We start from the raw sequence: 26930 nt of genomic DNA, 5'->3' as shown, positions 1-26930 counted from the left end.
AGCCTAGCGACGCGGCTGGCAGTGTGGGCACCACCAGATGACGCGCTCCAACTCTCCTTCGTCGCCGCCGGCGTCCACTCCACCCAGCGTGGACTTCTCAATGAGCATTCCGCAGCGCCGGCAGCGTTGACGGTTGCGCCCGAAGACATAGGTGGTCTCCCCTGCCCTTTTCACGCCGGTGGTCACCCGTACCGGGGAATCGCGGTTGGCCCAGATGAGGCGACGGGAGATGGTGAGGATCTGGGGGACGTCGACAAGCGCTACAGGTGTTGCTGGATGAACGCCGGCCAGGAAGCAGATCTCGGCGCGGTATTCGTTGCCCAAGCCCGCCACGTTGCGCTGGTCCAAGAGTGCGGCGCCGATGCTGCGTTGGGGGCGCGACTCGATGCGGCGAACGGCCTCCTCGAATCCGCCTTCTTCCCATTCTGGCGCGAGGATGTCGGGGCCTAGGTACGCCATGCGCTGCTCAAACTCGCGGGCTGGAAAGACCTCGACCAGCCCTAGCCAATGCCCTACCAACTCAAAATCACGCGGGGTGTTCTCCATCTGCAGCACCACGCGTGCGCTGTGACCGGGCTTGCGCCAGCGGTCCCCGGCATAGTGGATGGCCCACGTGCCCTCCATCTTGAGGTGGGTATGCAGGATGAGCTCGCCGCCGAAATCCATGAAGAGGTGCTTGCCATAGGGCCAGACCTCCTCGCACACCAGCCCGTCGAAGCGCACGGTGGCATAGCGCGGCACGCGCAGGGAGGAGGAGGTCACGCGCCGGCCTTCCATGAACTGCAGCCGGTTCGACAGCTGCAGTACGGAATCACCCTCAGGCACAGCAGAACCTCCTCACCAAACGGGTGCCTACTCTACCGGCGTATCCTTTCCCGCACCGAATGCCAGCGCACCCGGCTCCCACGGGGTGACCACGTGATGGCGAGACAGGTCTTCGATCCTCTTCACGCCGAGCAGCTGGAGGGTGTTCTTGAACTCTTCCGCCAACAGCTCAATGACGCGGTCCACGCCTTCCTTGCCGCCGGCCATCAACCCGTAGAGGTAGGCACGGCCGATAAGGACGAAGTCCGCCCCCAGAGCCAGCGCAATGGCGATGTCGACGCCGGACATCACACCGGAGTCGTAGATGATTTCCACGTCGGGTCCCACCTCTGCGCGCACGGCCTCAAGGGCCTGGAGGGTATTGACCACGCGGTCGAGCTGGCGCCCGCCGTGGGAGGAGACCACGATGCCATCGGCGCCAAGGTCGATGACCTTGCGTGCGTCTTCGGGGTTGACGATTCCCTTGACGAAGAGCGTGCCCTTCCACTGCTTGCGAATCCACGCGAGGTCCTCGAAGTTGAGGCCTGGGTCAAACATGGTGTTGACCAGCTCGCCCAGGGTGCCGGTGGTCGAGGTCAACGACGCGAAGGTGACCGGGTCTGTGGTGAGGAAGTTGAACCACCACTCGGGGCGCCACGCGGCGTCGAAGACGGTGCCGGCGGTCAGGCGCGGCGGGATGCGCATGCCGTTGCGGGTATCGCGCAGACGCTGGCCGGCCACGGGCGTATCCACGGTGACCACGAGGGTGTCATAACCGTTGGCGGCAGCACGCTCGATGAGTTCTTGGCAGGCAGAGTGGTCCTTCCACAGGTAAAGCTGGAACCAGCGGCGACCGCTAGCGCCTTGCGACGCCGCGACCTCCTCGACCGAGCGCGTGCCCATCGTGGAGAGCGTAAACGGGATGCCTGCGTCGCGGGCGGCTTGGGAACCGGCATCCTCGCCTTCGGCATGCATGAAGCGGGTAAAGCCGGTCGGCGCGATGCCGAAGGGCAATGCTGCCGGCTCGCCGGCGATCTCGGTGTTTAAGGAGATGTCGTGCGCGCCATTGAGCACGTTGGGCATGAGGCGAACGTCGCGAAAGAAATCGCGGGATTCGCGGTAGCTGACCTCATCGCGGGCGGCGCCATCGACGTAGTCAAAGGCCGCCTTCGGGGTGCGGCGCTTGGCAATCTTGCGCAGATCCCACACATCAGCGGCCTCTGCCAGGCGTGCTGCCCGGCGGTCGAGGTTGGGTGCTTCGAACCGCATGAGGTTCTTGAGCTCGGACACGTTGGGCAGTTGGCGCTTCAGCCGCATGAAAACAAGACTCCTTTTCTATTGGGCTATCAGCTTTTGAGGTTAGACCCATGAAAAGCCCGTGGGCTAAATGAAGGTGAATATCATTCAGCGGCGTCGACGGCGCGGGCGGAAACCACCTGGGCTGCCCGGTGCAGTCGATGGGCCACCAGACTCAGTGGAATCCTCCGGATCATCGAAGGTGAGCTCCTCCATCGCCTCGACAGCACGGCGCCCACCGCGACGTGCGGGACGGTAAGGCTCGGCGGAGCGCGCGGCTTCTCCAGATTGGCCGTGCTGTCTAGCACGGCCGGAAGAGGCGGTGTGGGCAGCCCCCGTAATCCGAACGCCCTTCGGGGTCAGTGCCGCCCCCAGTGCACGCAGCTCGCCGCCGAGCTTTGAATCGAAGATGGGCCGCCCATTCGCCTTCTCAATAACCACCTTGCTCAAGTGCCCGGCGGCAACCAGCTCGTTGAGCCCTGCTAGCACTGCGGCTAGTACCTCGGTGCGCTCGATTCCTTCGGGCAGAGCGTTGAAGAACGTGGTCAGCGTCCTTCCCCCGCGGGTCAGGTGCACCACCGGCAAGCCATCCATGAGCACCACCAAGGCACCCGCGGCGCGGGTCGGGCGGGCTGCGGATTCGCCGGCATCGGTAGTGGGCCACGACAGCGCCGCACCATAGGGATTGGCCGGGTCGGTCGCGGCGAGGACATAGGCCTGCGGCTCGCGGGTTCCGGAGGGCCAGCCCGTGACATCGGGGGAATCATCCACGCCGCGTAGGCGGTCGATGACCGCGGGCGTGGAGAACTGCGCCGCGCCTAGTCCTTCAATGACATAGCCGCGCATGGCCTTGCCGGACTCCTCAAAGCCAGAGAGCACCTTGTAGGCCAAGGCGAAGCCGCCGAGGACATCCTCGGCCACCACAGACCCGCGGGTAAGCACGCCGTAGCGGTCCAGCCAGGCCTCGCCGTGCGCAATGGAACGCGAGGTTGCATCGCTAGCCGCGCGAACGGACAGCGACCAGCGTCCCACCACGTCCGGTGCGGTCGGCGAACCAGACGCATTGTGTGCTTGGGCAAAGGAGGTGCGCCCCATGCGCAACCGGGAGCGGGTAGGCCGGCGCCGTGCACGGTGTGCGGCGCGTCCGGCTCGGCCGCCTGCGGCCAAGTGGGCGCGGATGGGGGCGAAGGAATCGGGACTGACCAAGCCTGCCTCCACCAGACCCCAGAGGGCCTCGCGAACTTCCTCGACGGTGCCGCTCAGCTGCGACTGGATATCGGAGATGAGGTAGCTGCCACCGCCCTGCAAAGCCTCCAGCAGCTGCGTTTGCAGCAGGGACAGGCCAGCCTCCTCCGCAGAGACCTGCGGAGCGAGCTGTGCGGCATAATCCACCGGCAACAGCATGATCCACGGGTCGTTGGAGCCGGCCTTGCCTGCGCCCACGATGAGGACCTCGCCGCTGGCGGTGAGCTCATCGAGCATCGTCGGCGAATAGTCGCCTACGCGCTGAGGCAGGATGAGGCTCTCCCAGGCAGAAGCCGGCAGGCGCACACCGGCCAGCTGCTCGATGACGGCAAAGACGCCGTCCACACCGCGCAGCACTGGGCGCCGACCCACCGCGGCCACCTGCTGCCAGTCCGGCAGGAAGCGCCCGAAGGCTGCGGGTGAGACCGGCTGCGTGGCCGCCCGGGCAGCCGCCAGCGAGCGCGAGCGGATGACCTTGAGCACTTCTGCCGCGCAGTATTCCTGCTCTTCCACGCCCTGCCGGTAGTGCCCCGCCAAGATGGAATCCAGACCGTTCAGCGTCGAATGCGCCACTGCGGCAGAGAGGCCAAAGGCGTCCTGCACTTCGCGCGCCACAAACGGACCGCGCGTGCGCGCCCAGCGGCTGACCAGCTGGTCCACGGCGTCGGTAATCGTGGCCTGCTGGGCGGGGATGCCGGGCGGAACGGGGATGCCCAAACCGTCGCGAAGCAGCGGCGCATCCAATGATTGCGCCACGTGTTCGCGGCCATTGATGCGCACCCGCATAATGCGCGCACCGAGCGCATCGAGTGCGCTCAGCGGCACCGTGGCGTGCGCGCCGAACTCCTCGACCGGAATGGGGCCCAGCACGCGCAGCAGGTCCGCGACCTCCTCGGTGGTGCGCGCCTGACGTTCCGGAGTGGTGCGCTGCAGCTGGGCATGGACCTCAGCAATGACCTCAGCGGAGAGAAGCTCGCGCAGCTCCACCGTCCCCAGAAGCTTCGCCAGCAACGCCGGGTCCAACGCCAAGGCCGCCGCGCGCTTTTCCGCCAGGGGCGAATCCCCCTCGTACATGAACGCGCCGGTGTAGTTGAACAGCAGCGAAGATGCGAACGGCGAAGGCTGCTCCGTGGTGACCTCCGCGATGCGAATGCGGCGGTGCGCCAGCTCCCGCATGACCTCCGTGAGCGCCGGCAGGTCATAGACATCCTGCACACACTCGCGCACGGTCTCCAGGATGATGGGGAAAGAGGGGTAGTTGCGGGCGACGTCGAGAAGCTGCTCTGCGCGCTGGCGCTGCTGCCACAAGGGCGCGCGCTTGCCCGGGTTACGCCGCGGCAGAAGCAGCGCACGCGCCGCGCACTCCCTAAACCGGGAAGCAAAGAGCGCGGAGTTTCCCACCTGCTCGGTGACAATGTCGGCGATCTCATCGGCCTCGAAAAGAAAGAGCGCTGCATCTGGGTCCGCCTCCCCCTGCGGCAAGCGCAGCACGATGCCGTCGTCACCCGCCACGGCCTGCGCATCCATCCCGGTGCGCTCCGCCACGCGCTGCCCCACCGCCAGCGCCCACGCCGCATTCACCGGCCGACCAAACGGGGTGTGCAACAGCACGCGCCAATCCCCCAGCTCATCCGTGAAGCGCTCCAGCAGAAGCGTCTTCTCATCCGGGATGAGCCCGGTGGCCTCGTTCTGCTCCTGCAGGTAGGCGGCGATATTGCGCCGCGCGTTCTCATCGGCGCCGCGCACCACGGATGGGTCCGAAAATGCTTCACGCCGGAACGCACCCAGCGCCTTGCCCAGCTCATAGGGCCGCCCCGCGGAGTCGCCGTTCCAAAAAGGCAAACGCCCGGTGTGCCCCGGCGCGGGTGTCACCAGCACCTGGTCGCGCGTAATCTCCTCCACGCGCCAGCTCGTTGCGCCGAGGGTGAAGATGTCCCCCACCCGGGTTTCATAGACCATTTCCTCATCGAGCTCACCCACGCGGCGCGGCGCGGAACCGGCCTCACCAGTTCCCACCAGGAACACCCCGAACATGCCGCGGTCCGGAATGGTGCCGCCGTTGGTCACCGCCACACGCTGTGCGCCGGGGCGCGGGGTCAGCACGCCCGTCACACGGTCATAGACCACACGGGGTTTCAGCTCCGCAAAATCCGTCGAGGGATACACACCACTGACCAGGTCCAGCACGGAGTCGAAAACCTCGCGCGCCAGGTCCTTATAAGGCCAGGCGCGGCGCACGGTGTCGTACCATGTGTCGGCCTCTAGTCCCTCACTCGTGCCCGCGCTTGCCGACGCCACTACCGCCGCCACCGTCTGCTGTGCCAAGACATCCAACGGGTTGCGCGGGGAGTGCATTTCCTCGATGAGGCCCTCCTCCATGCGAGCGACGGTAAGCGCGGATTGCACGAGATCCGCGCGGTGCTTGGGATAGAAGGAGCCATGAGAGACCGCGCCGACGGAGTGCCCGGCGCGGCCCACGCGCTGCAGGCCGGAAGCCACCGACGGCGGAGATTCCACCTGCACCACCAGCTCCACCGCACCCATGTCGATGCCCAGCTCGAGGGAGCTCGTGGCCACCACGGCCTTGAGCGTGCCTTCTTTGAGCATTCTCTCCGTCAACGCGCGCTCATCCTTGGACACCGAACCGTGGTGCGCACGAGCGATGACGGCAGGGGCCTTCCCGGCGACGTCCACTTGCTTCATCAGCTGGGCCGGGTCGCGCCGGGTAGCCGGGCTCAAGGACTCCGGGTCGTGCTCCTGGGCATAAAGCTCGTTGAGCCGGCTGGTGAGCCGCTCGGCGGTGCGGCGCGAGTTGACGAAGACGAGGGTGGAGCGCTTCTCCATGACTTCGGCGTAGAGCTCTTCCTCGATGAAGGGCCAGATGGACTTCGCCGTGGGCAGGGCGGAATCTCCAACCCCGCCCTGCGTGTTAGTTTCCCCGCGTTGCGCGTGTAAACGCAACGCGTCTTGGGGGCCTTCGGTGATGCCAAGGGGGTCGTCGACAGTCGCCTCCCCGATAGGTGATCCCTGCTCCGGGGTGGGCAGATCCGACATGTCCTCGACCGGCACGTGGACGTCGAGCTGCCAGCGCTTCTTCGCGGGCGGGGCAATGATGTCCACGGGGCGGTCACCGCCCAAGAAGTTCGCGACAGCACTCAGCGGGCGCACCGTGGCGGAAAGCCCGATGCGCTGAAATTCCCCGGCGATGAGTCCGAGGCGCTCCAAGGTTAGGGCTAGGTGCACGCCGCGTTTGGTGCCGGCCAGGACGTGGATCTCATCGATGATGACGGTATCCACGGTCTTCAAAATCCCCGCAGCCTTCGAGGTGAGCATCAAGTAGGCCGATTCCGGCGTGGTGATGAGGATGTCTGGTGGCTTGCGCACCTGGCGGGCGCGCTCTGCCTGCGGGGTATCCCCCGAGCGCACGCCGACGGTAATATCCGGCACCTCCAGGCCCAGCCGTTCAGCGGTGCGGGCGATGCCGTTGAGCGGGGCACGCAGATTATTCTCCACGTCCACGCCCAAAGCCTTAAGTGGTGAGATATACAGCACTCTCACGCCATCATGAGCGCCCTCGCGGGACGGCTCATTGCTCAGCGGCAGGGCGGTCTGGCCCTCGCGCTCCACCAGGGAATTCAAGCCCCACAGAAATGCCGCGAGCGTCTTACCGGAACCGGTTGGTGCTACAACCAGTGCGTTCGCGCCGCCGGAAATCGCCTCCCACGCCTGCTTTTGAACCGGGGTGGGGGCGGCGAAAACGTCCTGGAACCAACCGGCCACCTGCGGGCGGAACTTCGCCAGAACGTTTTTGGACATGCCCTACTCTATCGCGCGCGCTAATCTGGTCACTATGACCGTTGAGATTTCTGATTCCCGTCTAACCAACTCCCTCGCCGATGGCTGTGGCGAGATCCTCAAAGGCGTACGCAACGGTGGCCTGCTGCGCGGCTTGGCGCTGGGTGATGCCGGCGATGAAGCCGCTCAGGAATGGATCGCCCGCGTCCTTGAGCAGCACCGCCCGCAGGATGGCGTCCTGTCGGAGGAGGCCGCCGATGATTTGAGCCGTTTGAAGAAGGACCGCGTGTGGATCATTGACCCGCTCGACGGCACCAAGGAGTTCGCTACCGGCCGTCAGGACTGGGCCGTGCACATCGCGCTGGTGGAAAACGGCACCCCGATCCACGCGGCCGTCGGCATGCCGGACATGGGCGTGACATTTAAGTCGTCCGATGTACGCGCGGTGACGGGCCCGCTGTCGAAGAAGTTCGTGGTCTCCCGCAACCGCCCGCCGAAGGTAGCGGGTTATGTCGCGGAGAAGATGGGCTTTGAAACTGTCGGCGCGGGCTCCGCGGGCGCGAAGGCCATCCATGTGCTCTTGGGTGACTATGACGCTTATATCCACGCCGGTGGCCAGTACGAGTGGGACCAGGCCGCCCCGGTGGGCGTGGCTCTGGCCGCGGGCCTGCACTGCTCGCGTTTGGACGGCTCCCCCATCAAGTTCAACAACGAAGACACCTTCATCCCGGATCTGCTGATCTGCCGCCCGGAGCTAGCAGACGAGATTCTGGAGCACGCCGCCGCCTACGCGGAGGCCAACGGCGGCTACTAAGCCCCCGCGCACATGGAGCGGGCGCAAGGCCGCTATCATGGCGACCATGATTGAGACTCCGTACGAGGACCTCCTGCGCCGTGTCCTCGAAGAAGGCGCACCCAAAGGCGACCGCACTGGTACCGGCACCCGCTCCCTCTTCGGCGCCCAGCTGCGCTATAACCTGGCGGAGTCTTTTCCGCTGCTGACCACCAAAAAGGTCTACTTCCACGGCGTGATTGGTGAGCTGCTGTGGTTCCTGCGTGGCGAGTCCAACGTGAAGTGGCTGCAGGAGAACAAGGTCCGCATCTGGAACGAGTGGGCTGATGAGGACGGCGAGCTGGGCCCTGTCTATGGCGTGCAGTGGCGCTCGTGGCCCACGCCGGATGGCCAGCACATCGACCAGATTCAGGTCGCGTTGGACACGCTCAAGAATAACCCGGATTCGCGCCGTAACTTGGTCTCCGCATGGAATGTCTCTGAGCTGGACAAGATGGCGCTCATGCCGTGCCACCTGCTCTTCCAGCTTTATGTCGCGGACGGCAAACTCTCCATGCAGGTCTACCAGCGCTCCGCCGACATGTTCCTCGGCGTTCCCTTCAACCTGGCTTCCTACGCGGCGCTGACCCACATGTTTGCCCAGCAAGCAGGCCTCGAGGTGGGCGAGCTCATCTGGACCGGTGGGGATTGCCACATCTACAACGACCACATCGAACAGGTCAAGGAGCAGCTTTCCCGCGAGCCCCGCGAATACCCGCAGCTTAACCTCCACAAGGCCGATAGCCTCTTTGACTATGACTTCGAGGATTTCGAGGTCATCGGCTACGACCCCCACCCCACTATCAAGGCTCAGGTGTCCGTCTAATGCTGGGCGCAATCTGGGCTCAGTCCCTCGACAGTGTCATTGGTGACGGCGTGGTCATGCCCTGGCACGTGCCGGAGGACCTCAAGCACTTCAAGGAAGTCACCATGGGGGCGCCCGTCATCATGGGCCGCAAGACGTGGGAGTCCCTCAACCCCAAGTTCCGCCCGCTGCCGGGCCGGGAGAACATCGTGCTGTCCAGCCGTCAGCCGGGCGAATGGTCCGCGGGTGCCACCGTGGTGGACAGCATCGACGCAGCCCTCAGCACCGCGCCCGGCGACGCCTGGATCATCGGCGGCGGCCAGCTTTATAGCTCCGCCCTCGAGCGCGTGGATACCATCGAGCTCACCCTCATGGGCGTGCAGGTGGGCGATGCCTACGGCGACGATGCCGTGCTTGCCCCGAGCGTTCCTGAGGCGTTCAGCTTGTCTGCCGACAGCGACTGGTTGACCTCCGCATCCGGCCACCTCACCATCACTGGGCAGCCGCCGAGCGAGCTGCCCATGAAATACCGATTCCTCACCTACGACAGAAAGGCTGCTGCTTAATGGCTACTACCCCGGAAACCACCGAAAACGTCACCATCTTCTTCGCCGACTGGTGCCCGTTCTGCAAGCGCCTGCTTTCCGCACTCAACCGCACGGAGACCCCGCACGCGCTTGTCGACGTCGAAGCCGAAGGCACCGAAGACATCAACGAGTGGATTAAGTTCGTCAACGACGGCAACCGCATCGTGCCCACCGTCCTCTACTTCGACGGCACCCACGTCACCAACCCTCCAGCCAGCGAGGTCCGCGCCAAATACGCGGAGCTGGCCGGCGAATAAGCCCGAGCAGCCAGCGCGACCAAAGACGACGCATTTACCGCCGCCCCGCGCGGGGCTGCTAGTCTTACCTAGGTGCGCAACGCACCCCGCCCCAGTAGCTCAGGGGATAGAGCACGGCTCTCCTAAAGCCGGTGTCGGAGGTTCGAATCCTCTCTGGGGCACGCTGTGAAGTCTCGAGACATCGTTCCGGTCGGTGTCTCGAGATTTTTCGTTTTTAGTTGCCCCGTTGGGGGGAGAAGGGACCGACCCCCGGAAAGTGGACGCATCGGGGACGGGCCCTACCTGGTCGGAACCCTGCTCGTCTCTGGAAGACGCACGCGACGTAGCTAGTCGGACCGGTGGCGGACCAATCTATCGACGCACTTGAGAACTCGAATCGGAGCTGTGAATCCCTGCCACGTGGGAACCATGGGGCTAGTGAGACTAGCGATACATACTATCTGTTATCGACCAACATTTGAGGAACAGCTACTTGTGACATGAGATTTTTTCGGGAGTTAGTGTTGCTTCAAGTAGTCGTAAAAGCAGGAACCGGTTTGAGACAGATGATCCTTCTTCGTTTCTAGCATTCTTCTCAAATCAGTTCGCCCGTCGAGGACACTGTATATTTCCATACCCGTAACAACCATAAACGGACTCTGCACAGAGTAGGTGTCCAACGTTGTCGAGGCGATGCCGGCCTGAGTGATCAGAAGTCCCTGCGTGACGCGGCTCCTGCGCTCTATCTTGGCCCGAAAAATATCTGCAACATCTCGGCCGCTTCTCTCTTGCTCCCATTTCACTTCAACAATAAATCCAAATCCATCTATTTGAACAAAGCCATCTATTTGCTCACCCGGCAGATTGTAGGGTCGCTCAGGATTAAGATCATGCAGATCGAAAAGGTCATATATGAGGTCTTCAAAATCTCTCCCCCGTTGCTGCGGATTATCCGCCTGATGCATATCTAGCAGACGCTGTTTCATATCCCCTAACCGCAGCCTGAACAGGCGTTTACGTTCTCGCTGGGACTCTTCCCGCCTCCGTTCTTCTTCTATACGGGCCCTTTTCTCCATCATTTGCTGAAATGGTTGCGTAAACTTCGTCAAGCCTTCGACTGACAGCTGCGCTCTTCTAAGATTCTCAGATCTTTTTGGCTCCTCTAACCCTTCGATATCTGGAAACTCAACCATTTCCGACAAAGATAAGAGCAGATCGATGATGGTATCTCGCAGACGATCTTCTTTCGCTTGCAGAGCCTCGACGACCTTGTCGGCATTCTGTATCTTGAATCCGCTGCTAAAATCGATCAAGTGGAGCCCAGCAGTTTCGAAAGCTTCGCCCCCGAGGTGGCGAAGCAACAGCGAACGCTGCGCATTCTTGTAATACGTCGTATACGCTATAGCTTGCTTGAGCGCTTCATAAGCATGCGGATCAATCCGCTGACTTGTCCGAGGGTTTCCAGAAGTCGTCACATGAACAGGATAGATGACATCCCCACAAGGCCATCAATTAGCTAGCTTCCAAGGTTTTCATCTGGCTGCCCCTCACCGTCGGAAATATCTTTCTTGGTTGCTGTCCCCCGCTGCCCCGTGGATTCCTTCGTGGTTACGGACGCCTGCCAGGCCCGTGCAACCTCCCCCAGCTGGCCGTCAATGTACACACGCTGACCAACGCCGCGGCGTATCTCCATCGCATCATCATCTTCGAAGCGAGCGAGAAACGCATCCAGCGAGCCGAGGCGAGCCTCCGCGCTACGGCTGTCTTGGAAACTCCGTTGTTGAATCGAAGCCTGTCGGAAGAGGTATGTGGCTAGAACTCCTGCTCCCACACCAATGATCGCCCGCAGAATGCCACGAACAACATCTGCGCCGGATACCACGTCTTCCAAGGCCGTCCGGCCTGCAAAATAAAGCAAAACCGCGCTAATGATCGTGACAACTCCTGCTGCTGTCGTAAATCCAAGCCACAGTTTCTTAGCTTCTTCAGCCCGCTCCCTGAACATTCGTGCCATGGCATCTTCAGCCACGTATCCCGAGACAGCCTGGGTGTCCTCGATCAAACCATCGAGCTCTGCTTTTCGCGTTCGGATGTGATCCAGCATCGTGTCGAGCTCGTCGTTCGCCCTCGTCTTCTGCCTGTCAATCTCAGAATTGTACTGGCTCTGAAGTGTCGTGATCTGATCATCAATGCGCTTCTTCCCGGCCTCAACGCCGTCGTTGATCTCTTCCTCGAAGCTGTCAGCCACCTCGTCGATTTGCTGACGCAGTTCGTTGAGATCTTTCTCTGCGGCCTGCTTGTTCTCCGCAATCGCAGCGGCGAGGCGCTTCCCTTCACTCTCCAGCCGCTCGACAGCCGCCTGACTCCTGTCAAGAAATCCAACGACCCGCTCACGCTCATTCGCGTCAGCCTCCTGCTTCTGTTCCAGGAATTGAACCGGCCGAAATCCCAATCTGTGAAGGGTGGAGAGCAGATCGTCTGCGGCTGTGTTCGCCTTAGCAAGTTCTTCGTCATAATCAGCTTCGTCGTCCCACTTGATCGACTGCAGCTGAACCAAGATGGAGCTTACGGTCGTCTTCAGCTCATCAAGGATAGGGCGACCGGTCAGTTCCTTGGGCACCGTGCCCAGATAGAGCCTCGTAACATCGACGACCAGCTCAATCCTCCCGATGATGCCGCTAGCCAGACCGGGCAACCCTGCGTATGAGGGATCGAAGGTCTTGCTTAGCTCTGACAACCACTCATCGATGTCCCCCAGCTCCGCCCACACGGGATGATCGTCGAACATATCGGTAGCAGTATCACTCAAATCGAACCCCTCGTTGTCACCGAATCCTTGGAATGAGCTTACGTACGACCCTAGACCAACCAGCAGCAATGTCGAACGTAAGTACTATTCTACCCTTTCGAGAGGCCCGAGCCAACCACCTACAGTCCCCGAGGGGATTCTTCCGGATTTTTGAGGGGATTCCTCCCCTATGTACCTGACCTCTACCGAGGTCAGGCCAATAAACTGACACCATCTCATGAGTCGCGACATCGTTGACAAACCGGCATCTCAGTTTCTTTTTGTTCTGAGATGCCAGTTTCGCTTTGTCTAGAGCACTGGATGGGTCGAGCCTGTTCCTGAGGGACGCACCCTCCGGGAGACCTGCGTGTGAGCGAGCTGCATCAGGAGAATCAGACAAAAGCACGATGATACCAAGGCGGTGATATGCGCAGCGATTCCGGGCACTGTGACAACAATGAGGTCTTTGCCCACTTTGCCGATGGCGAGGTTGCGGTTGGAAATGTTCATGGTGTCAAAAATGGCCCGACTCACCTGTCAAGCATCATCCGGCACGGTAGGGGTGAGCTAAGTGTCAAGTTTGTCGCGACTCACCTATCAATTATCAGGACTGCCTTCGCAGGAACAAGGTGGCAAAAATGTCGTAAACTCAGACAGAAATCAATATGCGTCGTGTGCGGAACCACTACCGAAGTGTCAAAGCGGTTGCCGAAAAATCGGAGGTCGCGGCCTCGCCCATCTCGGGCATCCTCAAATGGAAACAACTGGCCACCACTGGGACAATGGCCAGTCTTGAGGTTAGCTTCGGCGTTCATCTGTGACCGGAGGTAAAAATCACCCGACGAGATACGTAGTTCGTTTTGCATATCTCCACCGTGTCACGGGAGGGAGCAAACACCAATAGAAAATAGTGGGGTTAATTCACTACGTCGTAATGGGACGTCGAGTCGTCTTAGACCGCTTCGGCGAAATAGTCCGGTGCACCATTACAAGCACTGATGTGCGCGCCTTACTCGCAATCCAAATACATGTTCCCCTCAGACTGTATTTTCTTCCGTGCCTGTCGCTGCCTCGGCTACCATGAAATGCGAATTATTTGAAAGCCCCGATAGACGAAACGAGGCAGCGAAACGGTGGCCGGTGCGAAGCAACTACTTGAATTGACCTGGTTCAACAAGGACAAAGCGCTCATTCCTAGTGAAGAGGGACGCTACGCATACGAGTGGGTTGACCCGAAAGATCCGCGGTACTGCGAAACCCGGTCACTCGTCGTCGACGAAGTAGTCTCTGGCAGGCAATCGCCGAAGGACGATGCCACGCAATACTCGGAGCGGGCAGACCTGGACCCGACCGAGGACAACCTACTTATCTTGGGTGAGTCCGGCGACGTGCTTGAAGCTCTCACTTGCGTGCCAGAGTTGCGCGAGAAGTACCTCGGCAAGGTGAAGTGCATCTACATTGACCCACCGTTTAACACCGCACAAACCTTCGCCAACTACGAAGACAACCTCGAACACTCGGTATGGCTCACCATGATGCGTGACCGCCTGGTTCACCTACGCAAGCTTCTTAGTGATGACGGGTCGATTTGGGTCCACCTCGATGACGTGGAAAACCACCGGATGCGAGTGTTAATGGACGAGGTGTTCGGGAGTGGAAACTTTGTGGCGGAGGTGGTGTGGCAGAAGGTCTATGCTCCTAAGAACTCCGCTAAGTACCTCTCCATTGAGCATGACGTAATCAACGTCTATGCAAAGAACAAGGAAGCGTGGCGCCCCAACGATCTGCCTAGGTCGGCCGAAAGCGATGCGAAATATACCAATCCCGACAATGATCCAAGAGGACCATGGAAGCCCGGAGATTTTTCTGCAACCAAGCCCTATTCAAAAGGAATTTACCCCATTACAACTCCGTCCGGCAGGGTGATCCCAGGCCCTCCTAAAGGGCTTTACTGGAGGAGTTCTTTAGAGACTCTGAGAAAGCTCGATGCTGACAACAGAATCTGGTGGGGAAAAGAAGGCAACAACTCGCCAGCTCCGAAACGTTTTCTCTCCGAAGTTCGAGGGGCTGTTCCTCAAACCATCTGGGCTTATGAGGACGTTGGCCACAATCAAACAGCAAAAAACGAAATACAGGCTCTATTCCCCGGACAGACCCCGTTTACTACCCCGAAACCCGAACGCCTCCTTGAACGCGTCATCCACATTGCCACGAACCCCGGCGACATTGTCCTCGACGTGTTCGCCGGTTCGGGAACTACCGCCGCGGTAGCCCAGAAGATGGGCCGTCGCTGGGTTACCTGCGAGCTCGTGGAGGACACGTTCAACCGCTTTACTCGCCCGCGCTTGGAGAAGGTTGTTAATGACGAAGACCAGGGCGGAATCAGCATTCAGAAGCCAGAGCGCGTCGACGCGACCGAGGATGGTCTGCCCGAGGGGCTCTCACCGGATGACGCCCAGAAGTTCAACGGTGCTCTCAACAAGGTGCTCGCTGCGAACCCCGAATTGAAAACCGAAGCGGTAGTCAAGGCGCTCAAATCTGCGACAAAGACCAAGAACCAGAAAGGCGTGGTCAACTGGCGTGGCGGTGGCGGCTTTACCGTCGCCCACTTGGCACCGCAGTGTTTCGACTACGTCCCCGAATTGGGCCTCGTCACGCTTACCGAAGCCGCAACCGGTACGCCCCTCGTCAATTCTGTGGCTGCAAACCTCAACTTCTCGCTCACCCCGGAACGCCGCCATTTCGACGGCAAACGAGGCTCTATGCTCCTCAAAGTGGTCGAAGGCCGACTCGATAAAGACAAGACCGAAGAGCTTCTCACCCACCTTAATGAAGGGGAAGGCGTAACGCTCGCCGCAACGGAGCTCGAACCAGGAATCAGGCAGTTCACGAGGACAACGGACAAGCCGTGCCAGATTGTCCACATTCCGAACGACATTTTCACATACTCGGCTACGCAGGAGGGCAAGTAGACATGGCACTTCCAATCGCACTTGACCAAGGACTCATCGACAGCATTGCGACAGAGTTCCAGCTGCGAGACCCCAACAAGCGTGCATTACGCAAGCTTATCTACCACCTCACTGGTGACTTTGACCCGCTAGAGCCCATGGTCATGCACATGGCCACCGGCGCGGGTAAGACCTACCTCATGGCCGCCTTGATTGAGTATCTGTCGCGTTTCGGAGTGAAAAACGTGATGGTGGTCGTCCCGCCTTCGACGGTGCTGGAGAACAAGACCGTTCAGAACTTCACCCAGGGTTCACGTCGCTACGTTGACGGCTTCTCCTCTGCTCCCCAGGTGGTTTCTCCTGGCAACTACGGCGCGTGGCGTGCCGGCCAGTCTGAGCTTTTCCGCAATGCCGCAGACGGTCCGATGGTCTACGTCTTTAACGTGTCGCAACTTATTGAGCCGAAGAGAGCCAACGCTGCCGCAGACACGAAAGACGGTATGCGCCGCAAGATTCGCGACCACCAAGAGGAGTCCGGATCGCTCTACGATTACCTGGTTAACCTGGACGACCTCGTGGTTATCGCAGATGAGTCTCACCTGTTCGGCACGTCAGCCAAGGCGTTTAACAAGGCATTAAAGGACTTGCGTCCCGCTGCCACGATTGGGTTGACCGCTTCGGCATCCGATACGGACCACGTCATCTTCCACTACCCGCTATACAGCGCGATTGAAGACGGCTACGTGAAGTCACCGATGCTGGTCTACCGCGAGAACGGCTACCCCAAGGACTCTCCCGAGGAAAGGCAATTACTCGACGCGGTCTCACTGTTGCGAAACAAAGAGGCAGCCTACGAGGCGTACGGCCAAGCGAACTTTCCTGGAGAAGCAGGCGAGAAAAAGCGGACGAAGCCGCTGCTGTTCGTCGTTTGCGAAAGCGTCGCGCATGCAGGAGAAGTCACCAAGATCCTCCAGGGGCCAGGCTATTTCGGCGCCCCTGAGGCGGTGCTCCAATTCGACAACAAGCACAACGACGCGGTCACACTGCGTCGCCTAGACGAACTCGATAGCCCAGCCTCGACGGTGCGCGCCATTGTCTCCGTTGACCGTCTCAAAGAAGGCTGGGACACCAAACGAGTCGCGGTGATGTGTGCGCTGCGCGCCATGTCGTCAGACATTCTCACTCAGCAAACCATGGGCCGCGGCCTGCGCCTGCCCTTCGGGGCGCGTACTGGCGTAGCCGAGCTCGACCAGTTGGACATCTTGAGCCATAAGTCCTTCAAGTCCCTCCTCAAGGACGAGGACGTGCTCCGGTCCTTCGGCCTGGGGGACGCCGCCCAGGGCGCTATCTCGGGCATGGAGGTCGAAGAAAGCTTCCGCCAGGGCGAAGGAGAGGTGCAGCCAAACTCCAACGACCCTTCGCCTGAAACTCAAAGCGGATCGGGCTCCGACTCGACCGCGTGGCCGGACACTTCGGCAGGCGAAGCCACGGACGGCCCGAGCGACATCGGCACCAAGGCTGGTGAGACTACCCAGGTTACTGGTGGCCACACTGGAGGTGTCTCGTTCCGACGAGTCGGTGACAACGAGACCATGCAGCGTGCCGACTACATCCCGGCAACGGAAATCAGAGTCAACGAACAGTTCGCCGGAAAGACCTTCCTGTTTCCGTCCACGGTCATGGCGAAATCAACCACCCCGTTCCTTCTCACCCACATTGACGAGGAAGACATCATCCGGGCCGCGCGCCGCGTCGCAGACTCCAAGGAGGCGCTCACACGCGAAGAAATCGTGGTGCGAAAATCCAAGCTCGACACGAAACGCACCACCGACGTAGAAGTCGAATCGGCCCCCGTAGCGGAAAACACCGTCATCGGCGAACTCACCCGCCGCGTATTCGGCCTCGGGGTTGTTACCCAGGACAAGAAAAACTCCATCACTCTGGCCCAATACGTCCTGCCGGCATTCATGGCGAACGCAGGTATCGACCACTGGACGGAAAAGGCAAAGCAGTCCGCGGTAGACGAGCTCGTAGCACTTGTAAACGAAAAGGCGCGACAGCACGCCAGCAGTCTGCAAACCGAAACGACTATCGTTCCGGTCGAACTGCCAATTGACCAGGTAGTAACCTTGCCATTTGGCAAGAACGTGCTCCAGCAACTCTCTAAAGACCAGCAGGCGAAGTTCAAGCCCCGCGAGTTCTACGACGGCTGGAACCGCGGACTGTTTCCCGCAGCGAGTTTCGACTCGTGGGGCGGTGAGTACCTCCTCGCACTGCTACTGAATTACACCTCAGACATCGAGTGGTGGAAGCGTCTCTACCCGACCGACGGTGCGTCGATCATGTACACCACCCGGGACACCTACTACCCCGACTTCGTCGCTCAGGACTCCGACGGAACGATGTGGATTATCGAGGGCAAGTCCGACATGGGACGAGACGACGAAACGGTACAAGCGAAGCGAGCAGCGGCTCGGGTGCTCGTCCGGGAACTGCTTGGAGAAGAGGACTTCGTCGGCCAGAAGTGGGGCTACGTCATTGCGTACGAGTCCGACATTCGAGCGTCTGAGTCGTGGGAAGACCTGAAGCGGAAGTCGAATCCTGGAGCGTGAGACGACGCGGGACCTCTATGACAGATGCTGAACGCGGCGATATAGATCAACCTGGATGTCCACGAAAGTGGACGATAAACCATGACAAGAAACCGATTCGAAATTGCAGACTGGCTGCTCAGCTGGCTCGATAAAAATCCCACGAGCCCTACCAGTTTTCACCACCTATCGATCGAGTCCGGCTTCTCGAACGAATACCTATACCACTCAGCGAAGATGCTTGAAGGCCTCCAACTTCTGACATTCGAAACAGACTGGAATCAAGAGCTCTTTTACGGGCGGCTCACTGGCACAGGCCAGCACCTCGTTTTCTCTGGAAAATCCGTAGAGGACTACGGGATTGACCCGGGACACCATACAACGAACACCGCGGTAAACGTCCATGGGGATGTCAATGGTGGGCAGGTTGGAATCAACAATGAACACAGCGTCACTATCAACGTGAGCACTGCCCAGATTCAAAACCTCATCGACGCTCTGCGCGAAAGCGGACACGATGATGCTGCCGAGGTCATCGACCAAGAAACAGACGGTGGTGCTCGAACAAGCCGTCTCCCAACCGCACTTCGAAAAGGGCTTTCTGTGCTCGGCGATGCCGGCAGCGCCGCAACGATTCTCGGTTCAGTCGCAACTGCGCTTATCGGACTCTTCTGACGAGCTACGCCCGGAGATAAATCGTCTGTAATTTCCACCCCGATGGCAGTTGCTCTTCTTTGCCGATGAACTCAATGGGGTCCACATCTGCCTGCTCCCACTTACGCAGCTCCGTCTCGCTCAGTGTCTTCAGGCGGAATGGAAGTCGCTTAACTGAAACAAATGCTGGTTGCCCAGGTTGAAGCATATGTGTTCTTACTGGAAGGGTTTCGAATCGTCCTATGACCAATCCGTGCCCCTCGCCACGAAAATCATCACCTCGGAAGATGACCTGACCTTTCTCTAATTCCCAGGAGCCTCCGACTACTACCGCTCGCAACCTGTTATTTCTCAGAAACGCTCGGCCCGGGGCGACGAATACCATCTCCAATGCATCCCGCCGACGGACATCCCATACCCACAAGACGACTGACACGATAAGGCCGGAGATTATGCCCGAGATGATGCCTATACACATGGCTCCTCTTTCTCGTATTGGACAGTTCTGTACACTGTACGTTTCGAAAACCCTAACCGCACCGGCCCCTGTAGATTCGCGAGGCAGTCTTAGCCAGGGGGCTATCCAGCAGATAAACTCTCTTCCAATAACGTTAGGGAGGGTCGTGAGCGACTTAGACAGGTTTCGCAACGAGGGCCGGCACAAGCGCAAAACCACCGTCGCGTGAGCGCAGACCACCAAGCCGAGAGATGAGTCAGAACGTCTTGCGGGTGACCGCGAGCTCTATGAAGTTCTGCGAGAGCAAGGCTTCCAAGGTAGAGACTACGACGATTTTGAAATCGAGATCATGGGGTACGGGTTTGCCTGCATCAAGAAGTGGATTCTGACGAAAGAACTGCTAGCAAAATGCCGTGAGAAGCTGGATTTCGTTCCCAATGACGAGGACGTCCGTCTAGACCTCCTTACCCCAGATGAGGTGGAAGAAATTGCTGAAGACATCGTCGTGGAATCCGTTCTTGTGTTCAGGGAAGACGCGCTTGTTGGAGGAAAGTGGTCACCGACTGGCGGAGCAAGTTTGAAGACTTTCTTCGTCGGCAGGTGCTTAATGGAAGCATGTAAGGTGCTTAAGCGACGCGCCAAGGGAGCTCAAAAGGACTGGACGCTACGTCCAAGAAGTTGAGGAAAATGAATTGCTCCAACTGCCTTCACGCGAAATGCCGTTGGAGACCCAATTTGAACTCGACGACGAACTGCGCCACATAACCGGGTTACTCTCGGATAAGGAGTTAGAAGTAGCCCGCCTGCGTGCGGACGGGCTTTCGGCGAGGGAGATTGCGGACAGGCTCGAGACGTTTCCTCACAGTGTAAACAAGGCGTTGGAAAGGGTGCGAGCCAAAGCGCGAAAACATAGGAACGAAGGAGGCGCGGCGTGACGAACCGTTACAGGGAGGCATTGGGACGCTCCTCATTCGGCACCCAAGAGGTGCGCCAAATGAGGGCCAAAGTGTCGAATAAGCATACAGCAACAATGGCGAGGAAACTTGCCGAAAAACGTGCTTCTAACAGCAAAAAGGGGAATTTCTCACGATAGCCGCCTAGGACTGAGTAACGGGGCCGAGTTGCAGCTCGACCCCGTTGAGACGAGAGGTTAGTCTCGATCACCACTTGGACGTGATACACCGAGTCTAACTGAGTTGACAGCGTTTCAAGCACGAAACGCGCTCACTCTCGTCAGACTCCTTAGGAGGTTGTCAAATATGGCTCGACGCAGTGTGAATCGGTCTGCAAAGACAGGCAAGTTCGTTTCCAACGCGGCTAAGGGGCGGTGGCCTAACAAGACCACGACCGAATGGGTCGGAAAGGGAACCAGCAATAATCGCACCGTGACCCGATCCGCAACGACGGGTCGTTTCGTCACGAAACGTTGGGGCGACGAAAACCCCGGCGGTACTATCCTCCAGCGGGTTTAGCCGAAGAAGTCGCCTCCTGACGGAGACGACTGGCTAAAAGACTCCATTCATGTTGACCGAGTTCGGCGTGAATGGGGTTTTATTTTTCCCTGCGGAGACCGCGACGAGGACCGCGAACGCGGCGTACTTTCGTTTTCTGGTGACAGCATGCTCAACGAAACAGCGAGCGACACTCGATTCAAGCGTCACCTTTTGGCGTACCTCCTCGAATGGTATGGGGATGTTCCTGGCGGTTCCGCGACGGTTGGACAAACGGAGTGGCTGGCAAGGCGGGAGGCGCGGTTTACCTGGTGAGCGCGGTGGCACGGAACATTCTGAGCGAGGCCGTGGAACACTGTGCGCGAGGGGACTGGGTTGGTGCAGGTGGATAAGTTTTCCGAAAGCCGCGAAGTGGGGTCTTTCGGAAAACGTTTTGAAAGTGTTCGGAAAACTCCAGCGGGGCGAGAGCCGGGACCTCGAAATGAGGTTCCGGCTTTCATTTTGTACTGAAACTGGCTGCTTCCCCAAGAAAAATAAGCTCCGTCGTTGGTCTTCCGTGACCAATTGAACGGGCCCTGAAGCCCAACCGAAGACATCCATGAACAGCTGAATACTGAGCTTAAATACCTTTCTGGTCTACCGGCGGATGAATTGGATACCGAACTTCAATCGCTTAAGCACAACAACGGCACAGCTCTTAGGGTTGCACCGCTTGTCATCGTTGCTGCGGTCGGATGCGCGGCAGTAATCGGGGGCGCGGTCTTTACAAAATCGTGGGAGGACCCGAACAGTGCTGTGTGTTCTCTCGCAGGTGCGCTCACCGGCTGCATTCTCGGAGCCCAGCAGGCTAAGCTCGTTCAAGTCATTATGAATAACAAACAAATGATCGCCGCTATACTCAAGAAAGTCGGTGCATTCAGCCTCGCTGCGGCGATCCTTGGTGCGAATATCGTTCCTGTCGCGACTGCACCTAATGGGTAATTGGAGGAGCCGTTCTATGAGCCTACGAAAATTCCTGTGGATTTGCGCGGGCATCGGGACTTTGCCAGCGGGGTATTTAAACGATGCTCCTCTTCTTCTGCTAGTAGCTCTTCTCTTCGTCGCTGCCATTCCGACAGCACTACTAATTGCGTCGTCTTCGGAGCCAAAAGGCGGTCTTAAGGCCGTCGGCCTGGTTGCGGTTTGTATTGCTATAGGGGCCTTCGTTCCGCTAGTTTTGGTCTTCGCTTTTGCTGTTTACGTAGCGGTGACCTGGTATTCGGTTACCCCCGCTGAGTCCTCAGAGTACTCTATCTCACCGAAAGGCTGATTGGAGCAAGCGCGGAACACTACCCGAACCAAACAAAACCCCGCCCCCTCTGAACTGCAGGTTCGGGGTTAACGTTTGTCGCCATCTTTAGCCTAGGTTGCGGCTCATTTTCTCCCTGGCTTTCCTGCATTGCTGAAGTGCCGCAAGTTTTGTTCCATCTGAATAGATGAGACAAGACCTAGGGCACTTCAAACCGAGCTCTGTTCAGCCTAAACGTGTCATTCACGGTAAATAGTGGACGAAAATTCGCGGCGCAGTTTTCACCTGCTATCTACCGTGAATGACATTAAGTACTGGCGCCGGCACACGTCAGGCTCAGACGGCTTGAGCTTTCTCGTTGATGCGCGCTACACATTCAATCGGGTTATCCAAGGACAAAATGAGCCGATCGAAATGCTCGTCTTTAAGCTCGATGACAACGGCGTTCTCATAGCCGCTAATGTTCCAGAACTGGTGTCCGCCATCAGAGTGGAACGTGCCCGATAGTTTTTGGCCGGCTCGCAGACCCGGTGCTCGAAGGCCTTTGGGCTCGTGCTTCATTCCAGGGTCATGAGTAGCTCCACGAACGTGGTTCCACGGAATCGTGATGCTGCCGGTCAAAGACCAGAGCTTATCAAGCCCGAGCGGCTCGATGACGAGCTCTTTGTCTGTCAGAGTGAGTTTGTTGTTCATGATGGTCCTCCTTAGTGTTCGGTTCCTTGTGCACGGGCCAGCACGTGCTGCCCTAGCGATTCCGGGCCGGTGAAACACAGTTCATAAGCCCGCTGGATAAGCTCGCGTAAATCCATACTGACTGGCGCCACCTCAACCAGTGCCACCACCACGAAGTCCTGTGCAGCATCCGACACTCGGCCGCCTTCAGCTTCAGCACACACGGTTTCTGCCGCAGCACGAAACAATCCATGCTTTGAGCCATAGAGGTTGTAGAAGCTGGACCGGTTAAGCCCCAGTTGATTGACCACCACGTCCACTGAGACTGCATTGAATCCGCTCCTGCCAAACAACGTGATCGCGCCAGAGAGAACTTCTTTTTCATTGAATTTACGAGGTCGTCCCATGAGTTTCATACTACTCATTCCAGAATATTTTGTCCATAACTAGATCGCCTTGGCCCACAGTCGAGCCGGTTCTTCCAAGCGACGTTTCTAACAAATAGGGGACGAAATCTTGCCGTGCAGTAAAAATCCCCCGCCTCAGTGCGAGACGGGGGATGGAGGGTGAACGGGGACTAGTTCAGGCCCGGAATCTTCGGCAGCTTCGGCTGCGGGATGTTGAGGCCGAAGAGTTGGTTGATGGTCGGGATAAGGGCGTAGGCAGCGCCGCCGACGACTGCGATGACGGCGACGATGGGGAGCATAATCTTCGCACCGCGGCTGGAGCCGGCGAAGAAGGCCTGGCCAATGTCACCAGCGGAAGGCTCCTTCGTGTTGGTCGGCTTAGCGGGCGTGCTCGGCTCGGTGGTGGTCGTCTCAGCCGGAGAGGTGGTCGCGGAAGAGGACGGCTCCTCATCTTTTACGGCCGGGCGGGCGGTCAGCCACTGGTCGGAGTCCAGAACCCCCTGGGTCAGGCGGGTCTCACCAATCCAGCCGTACCACGGGTCCTGCGGCTTGCGGTCATCAAAGCCCGCACCCATGACCCACTGCATATCGCGCGGGAGGAGACCCTCAGCGCCCTTGGCATTGCGCAGGATCGGTGCGCCGTTGATGAACATCTCAACGGTGTCGGAATCTGGCTTGTTCACCACGGCGATGTGCATCCACTCATCGGTGGGTACCTCGTGGGACCAGACAGTAGAACCTTCGCCTTCCTTGGGCTCCGCCCACCAGCGCAGCTCACGGAGGTTAGAAATGCCGAACATGACGGTGGGGTCGGTGTCCTCGGAGCCGTCGACAAGCTCGGCGATGCTGGAGTCACGGGAGAGCGCACTACCCCAGCCGTGCTCGGAGCCGTTGAAATCCTTCGGGATCTTCACGAAGGACTCGAAGGTGTAGCCCTCGGAGGTATCGACCTTGTTGATCTCAGCGCCTTCCTTGGACCGGAACTCCGCCATCGCGGCCTTGCCGGCTGGGTCGGACCAGTAGAGGGAACCAGAATCAGAAGACAGCGGGTGGTGGTCCTTGGTGTAGGTGATGCGCTCGCCCGTGTTGGAAGGACCACCCTCGCGAACGAGGTCGCCAGCGCCATCAGCACCGAAGGCATCCGGGATGACTGCGCCCTCGGTGGCCACGTCGCCGTCGGCAAGCTGCTTGCCGTCCTTGTCCTTGGTCTGGCCCGGGCGCCAGTGGAAGACGGTCTTGTCAGACTTCACGAAGTCGTTCGGCCCCTCCGGAAGCTGGTCCTGCGGAATGGTGTACGGGGTGTAGCCTTCCTCAGCGATGTCGCGGGCTTTCTGACCAAGGTCCGGGTCGTTTTCATCGCCGACGGTCCACTCCGGGGCGAAGTCGGCGAAGCGCTCCTTGAAGTTGAGCGGCACGTGGTAGCTATCGCCCTTGCCGTCGAGAATGAGCTTGTCGAACTGCGTGAGCTCCTCCGCCGGCTTCTGCGCCACCCACGGGGACAGGGCGGTCATCTCCAGTTCGTTGCCGGAGAGGTCAAACTCGAGCACGCCGAGCAGGCCGTTACCGCCTTGGTAGGCCATCTGGTAGTCCTGCAGGATACCGATGACGTCGTGGCCTGCATCGTTCTTATCCACGCGGTAGCCCGCGCCGTGGTGGTGGCCGCCCATGGTGAGGAAGATCTGGTCATTCTTCTTGATGAACTTGTCCCACAGGCCCTTGCCGTAGTCCTCGGAGTAGAAGACCTCGCCGGCGCCATCGATGTTGAGCACCTCATGGCTGGTGAGGATGACTGGCAGGTCCGGGTGGGCATCGAGAACGCCCTGCGCCCAGTCCAACGCCGCATCATCCGCGCGCCAGCCCAGCGCCAGGACCAGGTACTTCTGGCCCTCGGCCTCAAAAATGTGGTACTCGGAGTCATTGTTGACCGCGGTGTGGCGCTCTTGGAAGGTTTCCGGGTTGGCGGCCTTCGCGCGCTCAGCGCTGAAGTAGTCGTTGTACGGGTGCGCCGACTTATCCTCAATCATGTCGTGGTTGCCCGGCAGGATGGAGTAGTTCAGGTCGGAATCATCGAGGACCTTCATGGCCTCGTCGGCGACCTTCCACTCCCCTTCCACATCCGCTTGGTCCACCACGTCACCGAGGTGGGTAGCGAAGTCCATGTTGAGCGCCTGCTGGTTCTTCACCAGCCACTCGGTCTGAGCCTTGAAAGGCTCACTGCCATAGCGCGCCTGGGCCAGGTTGCCCGTTTCCGGAGTGGAGTAACGGGAGTAGAACTGGGTATCCGGCAGCACGCCGATGCTAAAACGCGAGCCCAGGCCTTCTGCAGGTTCGGCAGCAGAGGCAGGGACGACGAGGAACGTACCGGCCACCGAGGCGGTGACCACGGTGCCGAGCAGGCGGCGAGAAGTCATAGATCTTCCAATCACAGTGAATAAAGCCAAAAGAGACATAAGAAATGTATTCTCCATAGCTTTCCCTCACGTAACGACCGCATGAACGCACGTTTAAATGATTTCCCGCCGCTAGGATGAACGCTCATGAGCAACATCACGAAGAAGTATGACGTCGACGTCACCCGCGTAGATACCGGCCACTACCGCGCCACGAATGCTGCGGGCGCCAGCCTCGAATTCGGCACGGGCGAAGGCATGCTGAGCCCGGTCGAGCTGCTCCTTGCCGCCGTAGCGGGCTGCTCGGCCGTCGACGTTGACGTGGTCACCTCCCGCCGCACGGAGCCGGAGCTTTTCGACGTCCACGTGGAAGGCACCCGCGTCAACGAGGACGGCGCCTCCAGGCTTAGCGACGTCAACGTGGAATTCTCCCTCCGCTTCCCCGATACCGACGCCGGCCGTCAGGCCCAGTCCATGGTGGAACGCCTCGTGCGCATCTCCCACGAGAAGGACTGCACCGTGTCCCGCACGGTAGAAAACCCCACCAACGTCACGTTCCGCACGACCCAGCCATAAGCCCACTCCGCTTTAAGCGCCTTTAAAGCGCTTTAAGCGAAGGGATTATCTTTGGGCGAAAGATCCTCCTCCCAGGAATTTACGAAGAGGTTGCCCATAGCTTCCTGCACGTTGTGAGTGCCGTCCCCGAAGGGGTTGCGCCCAGCATCGCTGCGCCGGCGGCGATAGCGCTCAAGATCCGCTTGCGCCATGTGGCCCAGCTCTTCGCCGTCCACCACGAGCCAGGAAAGCGGGTTGGGATCCACCATGCGGCGCGGCCGGCCCTGATGCGGTGAGGACAACATGGTGCGGATATCCGCTCGTGCCTGGTCCAGTTCCCCGAGGTCCTTCGGGCTCAACGAGGTTTTTATGGTCTTGCCGCCACCGGTTCCAACAACCTCAGCCTTGAGCATGCTAAAAGAAAAGACTCCAGAGGGAATCGAGGGATTGCGCATGTCCACTTTGTCGAAGGCAAGGACGTCGTCATCGTCGAAAACCAGAATGAGCCCTTGCGGGGTGATGTACACCCAGGCCTCGTGCTGCATGTCGACGTCTACCCGGTAGAACCCAATGAGCGGCTCGTCCGGCTCCAGCAATCCATAGGCATTGAGCTGGATTGTTCCCACTCCGCCGCACTGCGCAAAGCCGTGATCCCACAGGTAGTGCATCTGCCCTTGCAACAGCAATTCCCAGAGGCCACGAATGAAGTCAGAGAGAAGAGCACCATATCTGGCTGCCAGCGGCTTGTGGACGCGCAGGTAACCAGAGCGGATCTCAAACACGATGGGGTACGTCAGGGGCAGCGACTCGACGAAGGCCTCATCGATATCCATGCGGTCGCTATTTACCTCAATGAATTCTTCCGCCGGGAAAAGATGCTCCACCACGAGGGTGTTGCCTTCTTCACGAGTATCGAGGATCCACGGGGAATTCAGGCGACAGTTCTCGATGTAGCCGTGGAGAACCGCTTGCACCTCGGCATCGCTGAACTGCTGGTGATTAAGCCGGACAACGCTGTCTCCCTGCACAAACCGCATTCTCAGCTCTTCGGCCATGCTCACTCCTCCGTCCCTAGGATCCCATGCGCCTCGATAACTCGGCGAGGCGCACCTGTGCACCCACCCAT

The 26930-nt window shown here is 59.6% G+C and carries 20 protein-coding genes and 1 tRNA gene; 12 read left to right on the top strand and 9 right to left on the bottom strand.

The window, feature by feature from the left end; translation table 11 throughout:
• Window positions 1-3: 3 nt before the first annotated feature.
• The 3 genes from R3O64_RS04120 to R3O64_RS04110 all read right to left on the bottom strand — a co-directional run bounded on the left by R3O64_RS04120 (window position 4) and on the right by R3O64_RS04110 (window position 7161).
• Window positions 4-825 (bottom strand): DNA-formamidopyrimidine glycosylase family protein, encoded by an 822-nt coding sequence (locus tag R3O64_RS04120; RefSeq protein ID WP_144014704.1) that lies wholly within the window; start codon window positions 823-825, stop codon window positions 4-6.
• A gap of 27 nt (window positions 826-852) precedes the next feature.
• Entirely contained in the window at window positions 853-2121 is a 1269-nt protein-coding gene (locus tag R3O64_RS04115; RefSeq protein ID WP_339017346.1) for an alpha-hydroxy acid oxidase, read from the bottom strand.
• 87 nt (window positions 2122-2208) lie between these two features.
• Window positions 2209-7161, bottom strand: a complete 4953-nt coding sequence (locus tag R3O64_RS04110) for an Lhr family ATP-dependent helicase (RefSeq protein WP_339017345.1) — start codon at window positions 7159-7161, stop codon at window positions 2209-2211.
• A gap of 34 nt (window positions 7162-7195) precedes the next feature.
• Here R3O64_RS04110 and R3O64_RS04105 point away from each other — a divergent pair, with 34 nt between their 5' ends.
• The 5 genes from R3O64_RS04105 to R3O64_RS04085 all read left to right on the top strand — a co-directional run bounded on the left by R3O64_RS04105 (window position 7196) and on the right by R3O64_RS04085 (window position 9782).
• Complete coding sequence (locus R3O64_RS04105) at window positions 7196-7954, top strand: 3'(2'),5'-bisphosphate nucleotidase CysQ (protein WP_186312204.1); 759 nt, start codon at window positions 7196-7198, stop codon at window positions 7952-7954.
• 37 nt (window positions 7955-7991) lie between these two features.
• Window positions 7992-8798: a thymidylate synthase gene (locus R3O64_RS04100; RefSeq protein WP_239248576.1), complete on the top strand. Its 807-nt coding sequence runs from the start codon at window positions 7992-7994 to the stop codon at window positions 8796-8798.
• Window positions 8798-9343, top strand: coding sequence for a dihydrofolate reductase (locus tag R3O64_RS04095; protein WP_339017344.1), 546 nt, complete (start codon window positions 8798-8800; stop codon window positions 9341-9343). Before R3O64_RS04100 ends, R3O64_RS04095 begins: the two co-directional genes overlap by 1 nt.
• Window positions 9343-9621 (top strand): glutaredoxin domain-containing protein, encoded by a 279-nt coding sequence (locus R3O64_RS04090; RefSeq protein ID WP_339017343.1) that lies wholly within the window; start codon window positions 9343-9345, stop codon window positions 9619-9621. The genes R3O64_RS04095 and R3O64_RS04090 overlap by 1 nt, the downstream gene beginning before the upstream one ends.
• 88 nt (window positions 9622-9709) lie before the next feature.
• Window positions 9710-9782: transfer RNA gene (locus R3O64_RS04085), tRNA-Arg, on the top strand.
• A 336-nt stretch (window positions 9783-10118) separates the two neighbouring features.
• Here the strand turns inward: R3O64_RS04085 and R3O64_RS04080 are convergent.
• Both R3O64_RS04080 and R3O64_RS04075 read right to left on the bottom strand, forming a co-directional pair.
• On the bottom strand, window positions 10119-11075 hold the full coding sequence (locus tag R3O64_RS04080; RefSeq protein WP_339017342.1) for a hypothetical protein: 957 nt from the start codon (window positions 11073-11075) through the stop codon (window positions 10119-10121).
• Between the two features lie 41 nt (window positions 11076-11116).
• Complete coding sequence (locus R3O64_RS04075) at window positions 11117-12409, bottom strand: hypothetical protein (protein WP_339017341.1); 1293 nt, start codon at window positions 12407-12409, stop codon at window positions 11117-11119.
• A gap of 1112 nt (window positions 12410-13521) precedes the next feature.
• Here R3O64_RS04075 and R3O64_RS04070 point away from each other — a divergent pair.
• The 6 genes from R3O64_RS04070 (at window position 13522) to R3O64_RS04050 (ending at window position 21473) form a co-directional block, all read left to right on the top strand.
• Entirely contained in the window at window positions 13522-15360 is a 1839-nt protein-coding gene (locus tag R3O64_RS04070; RefSeq protein ID WP_339017340.1) for a site-specific DNA-methyltransferase, read from the top strand.
• A gap of 2 nt (window positions 15361-15362) precedes the next feature.
• Window positions 15363-17951, top strand: coding sequence for a DEAD/DEAH box helicase (locus tag R3O64_RS04065; RefSeq protein ID WP_339017339.1), 2589 nt, complete (start codon window positions 15363-15365; stop codon window positions 17949-17951).
• 81 nt (window positions 17952-18032) lie between these two features.
• The gene (locus R3O64_RS04060) at window positions 18033-18605 is read left to right on the top strand and encodes a hypothetical protein (RefSeq protein ID WP_339017338.1); all 573 of its coding nucleotides are present in this window, start codon (window positions 18033-18035) and stop codon (window positions 18603-18605) included.
• Window positions 18606-19390: 785 nt separating this feature from the next.
• Entirely contained in the window at window positions 19391-19723 is a 333-nt protein-coding gene (locus R3O64_RS04055) for a hypothetical protein (protein ID WP_339017337.1), read from the top strand.
• Between the two features lie 10 nt (window positions 19724-19733).
• Window positions 19734-19976 carry a LuxR C-terminal-related transcriptional regulator gene (locus R3O64_RS12865; RefSeq protein ID WP_425248916.1) on the top strand — a complete coding sequence of 81 codons (243 nt, stop codon included), beginning with the start codon at window positions 19734-19736 and terminating at the stop codon, window positions 19974-19976.
• Between the two features lie 1167 nt (window positions 19977-21143).
• Window positions 21144-21473 carry a hypothetical protein gene (locus tag R3O64_RS04050; protein WP_339017336.1) on the top strand — a complete coding sequence of 110 codons (330 nt, stop codon included), beginning with the start codon at window positions 21144-21146 and terminating at the stop codon, window positions 21471-21473.
• A gap of 643 nt (window positions 21474-22116) precedes the next feature.
• Here R3O64_RS04050 and R3O64_RS04045 read toward each other — a convergent pair.
• The 3 genes from R3O64_RS04045 to R3O64_RS04035 all read right to left on the bottom strand — a co-directional run bounded on the left by R3O64_RS04045 (window position 22117) and on the right by R3O64_RS04035 (window position 25270).
• Entirely contained in the window at window positions 22117-22473 is a 357-nt protein-coding gene (locus tag R3O64_RS04045) for a hypothetical protein (RefSeq protein WP_339017335.1), read from the bottom strand.
• Between the two features lie 11 nt (window positions 22474-22484).
• Window positions 22485-22859: a TetR/AcrR family transcriptional regulator gene (locus tag R3O64_RS04040; protein WP_339017334.1), complete on the bottom strand. Its 375-nt coding sequence runs from the start codon at window positions 22857-22859 to the stop codon at window positions 22485-22487.
• A 170-nt stretch (window positions 22860-23029) separates the two neighbouring features.
• Complete coding sequence (locus R3O64_RS04035; RefSeq protein ID WP_339017333.1) at window positions 23030-25270, bottom strand: LamG-like jellyroll fold domain-containing protein; 2241 nt, start codon at window positions 25268-25270, stop codon at window positions 23030-23032.
• A 126-nt stretch (window positions 25271-25396) separates the two neighbouring features.
• On the opposite strand from R3O64_RS04035, the gene R3O64_RS04030 reads away from it, so the two are divergent.
• Entirely contained in the window at window positions 25397-25825 is a 429-nt protein-coding gene (locus R3O64_RS04030; RefSeq protein ID WP_339017332.1) for an OsmC family protein, read from the top strand.
• Window positions 25826-25857: 32 nt separating this feature from the next.
• On the opposite strand, the gene R3O64_RS04025 is transcribed toward R3O64_RS04030, so the two are convergent.
• Window positions 25858-26859, bottom strand: coding sequence for a hypothetical protein (locus tag R3O64_RS04025; RefSeq protein ID WP_339017331.1), 1002 nt, complete (start codon window positions 26857-26859; stop codon window positions 25858-25860).
• Window positions 26860-26930: the final 71 nt, after the last annotated feature.

The sequence above is a fragment of the Corynebacterium hesseae genome (genome assembly GCF_037850265.1).
Classification (GTDB): domain Bacteria; phylum Actinomycetota; class Actinomycetes; order Mycobacteriales; family Mycobacteriaceae; genus Corynebacterium; species Corynebacterium hesseae.
Note: the sequence above shows the minus strand (reverse complement) of the source record. Positions and strands in the feature narration are given on the sequence as shown.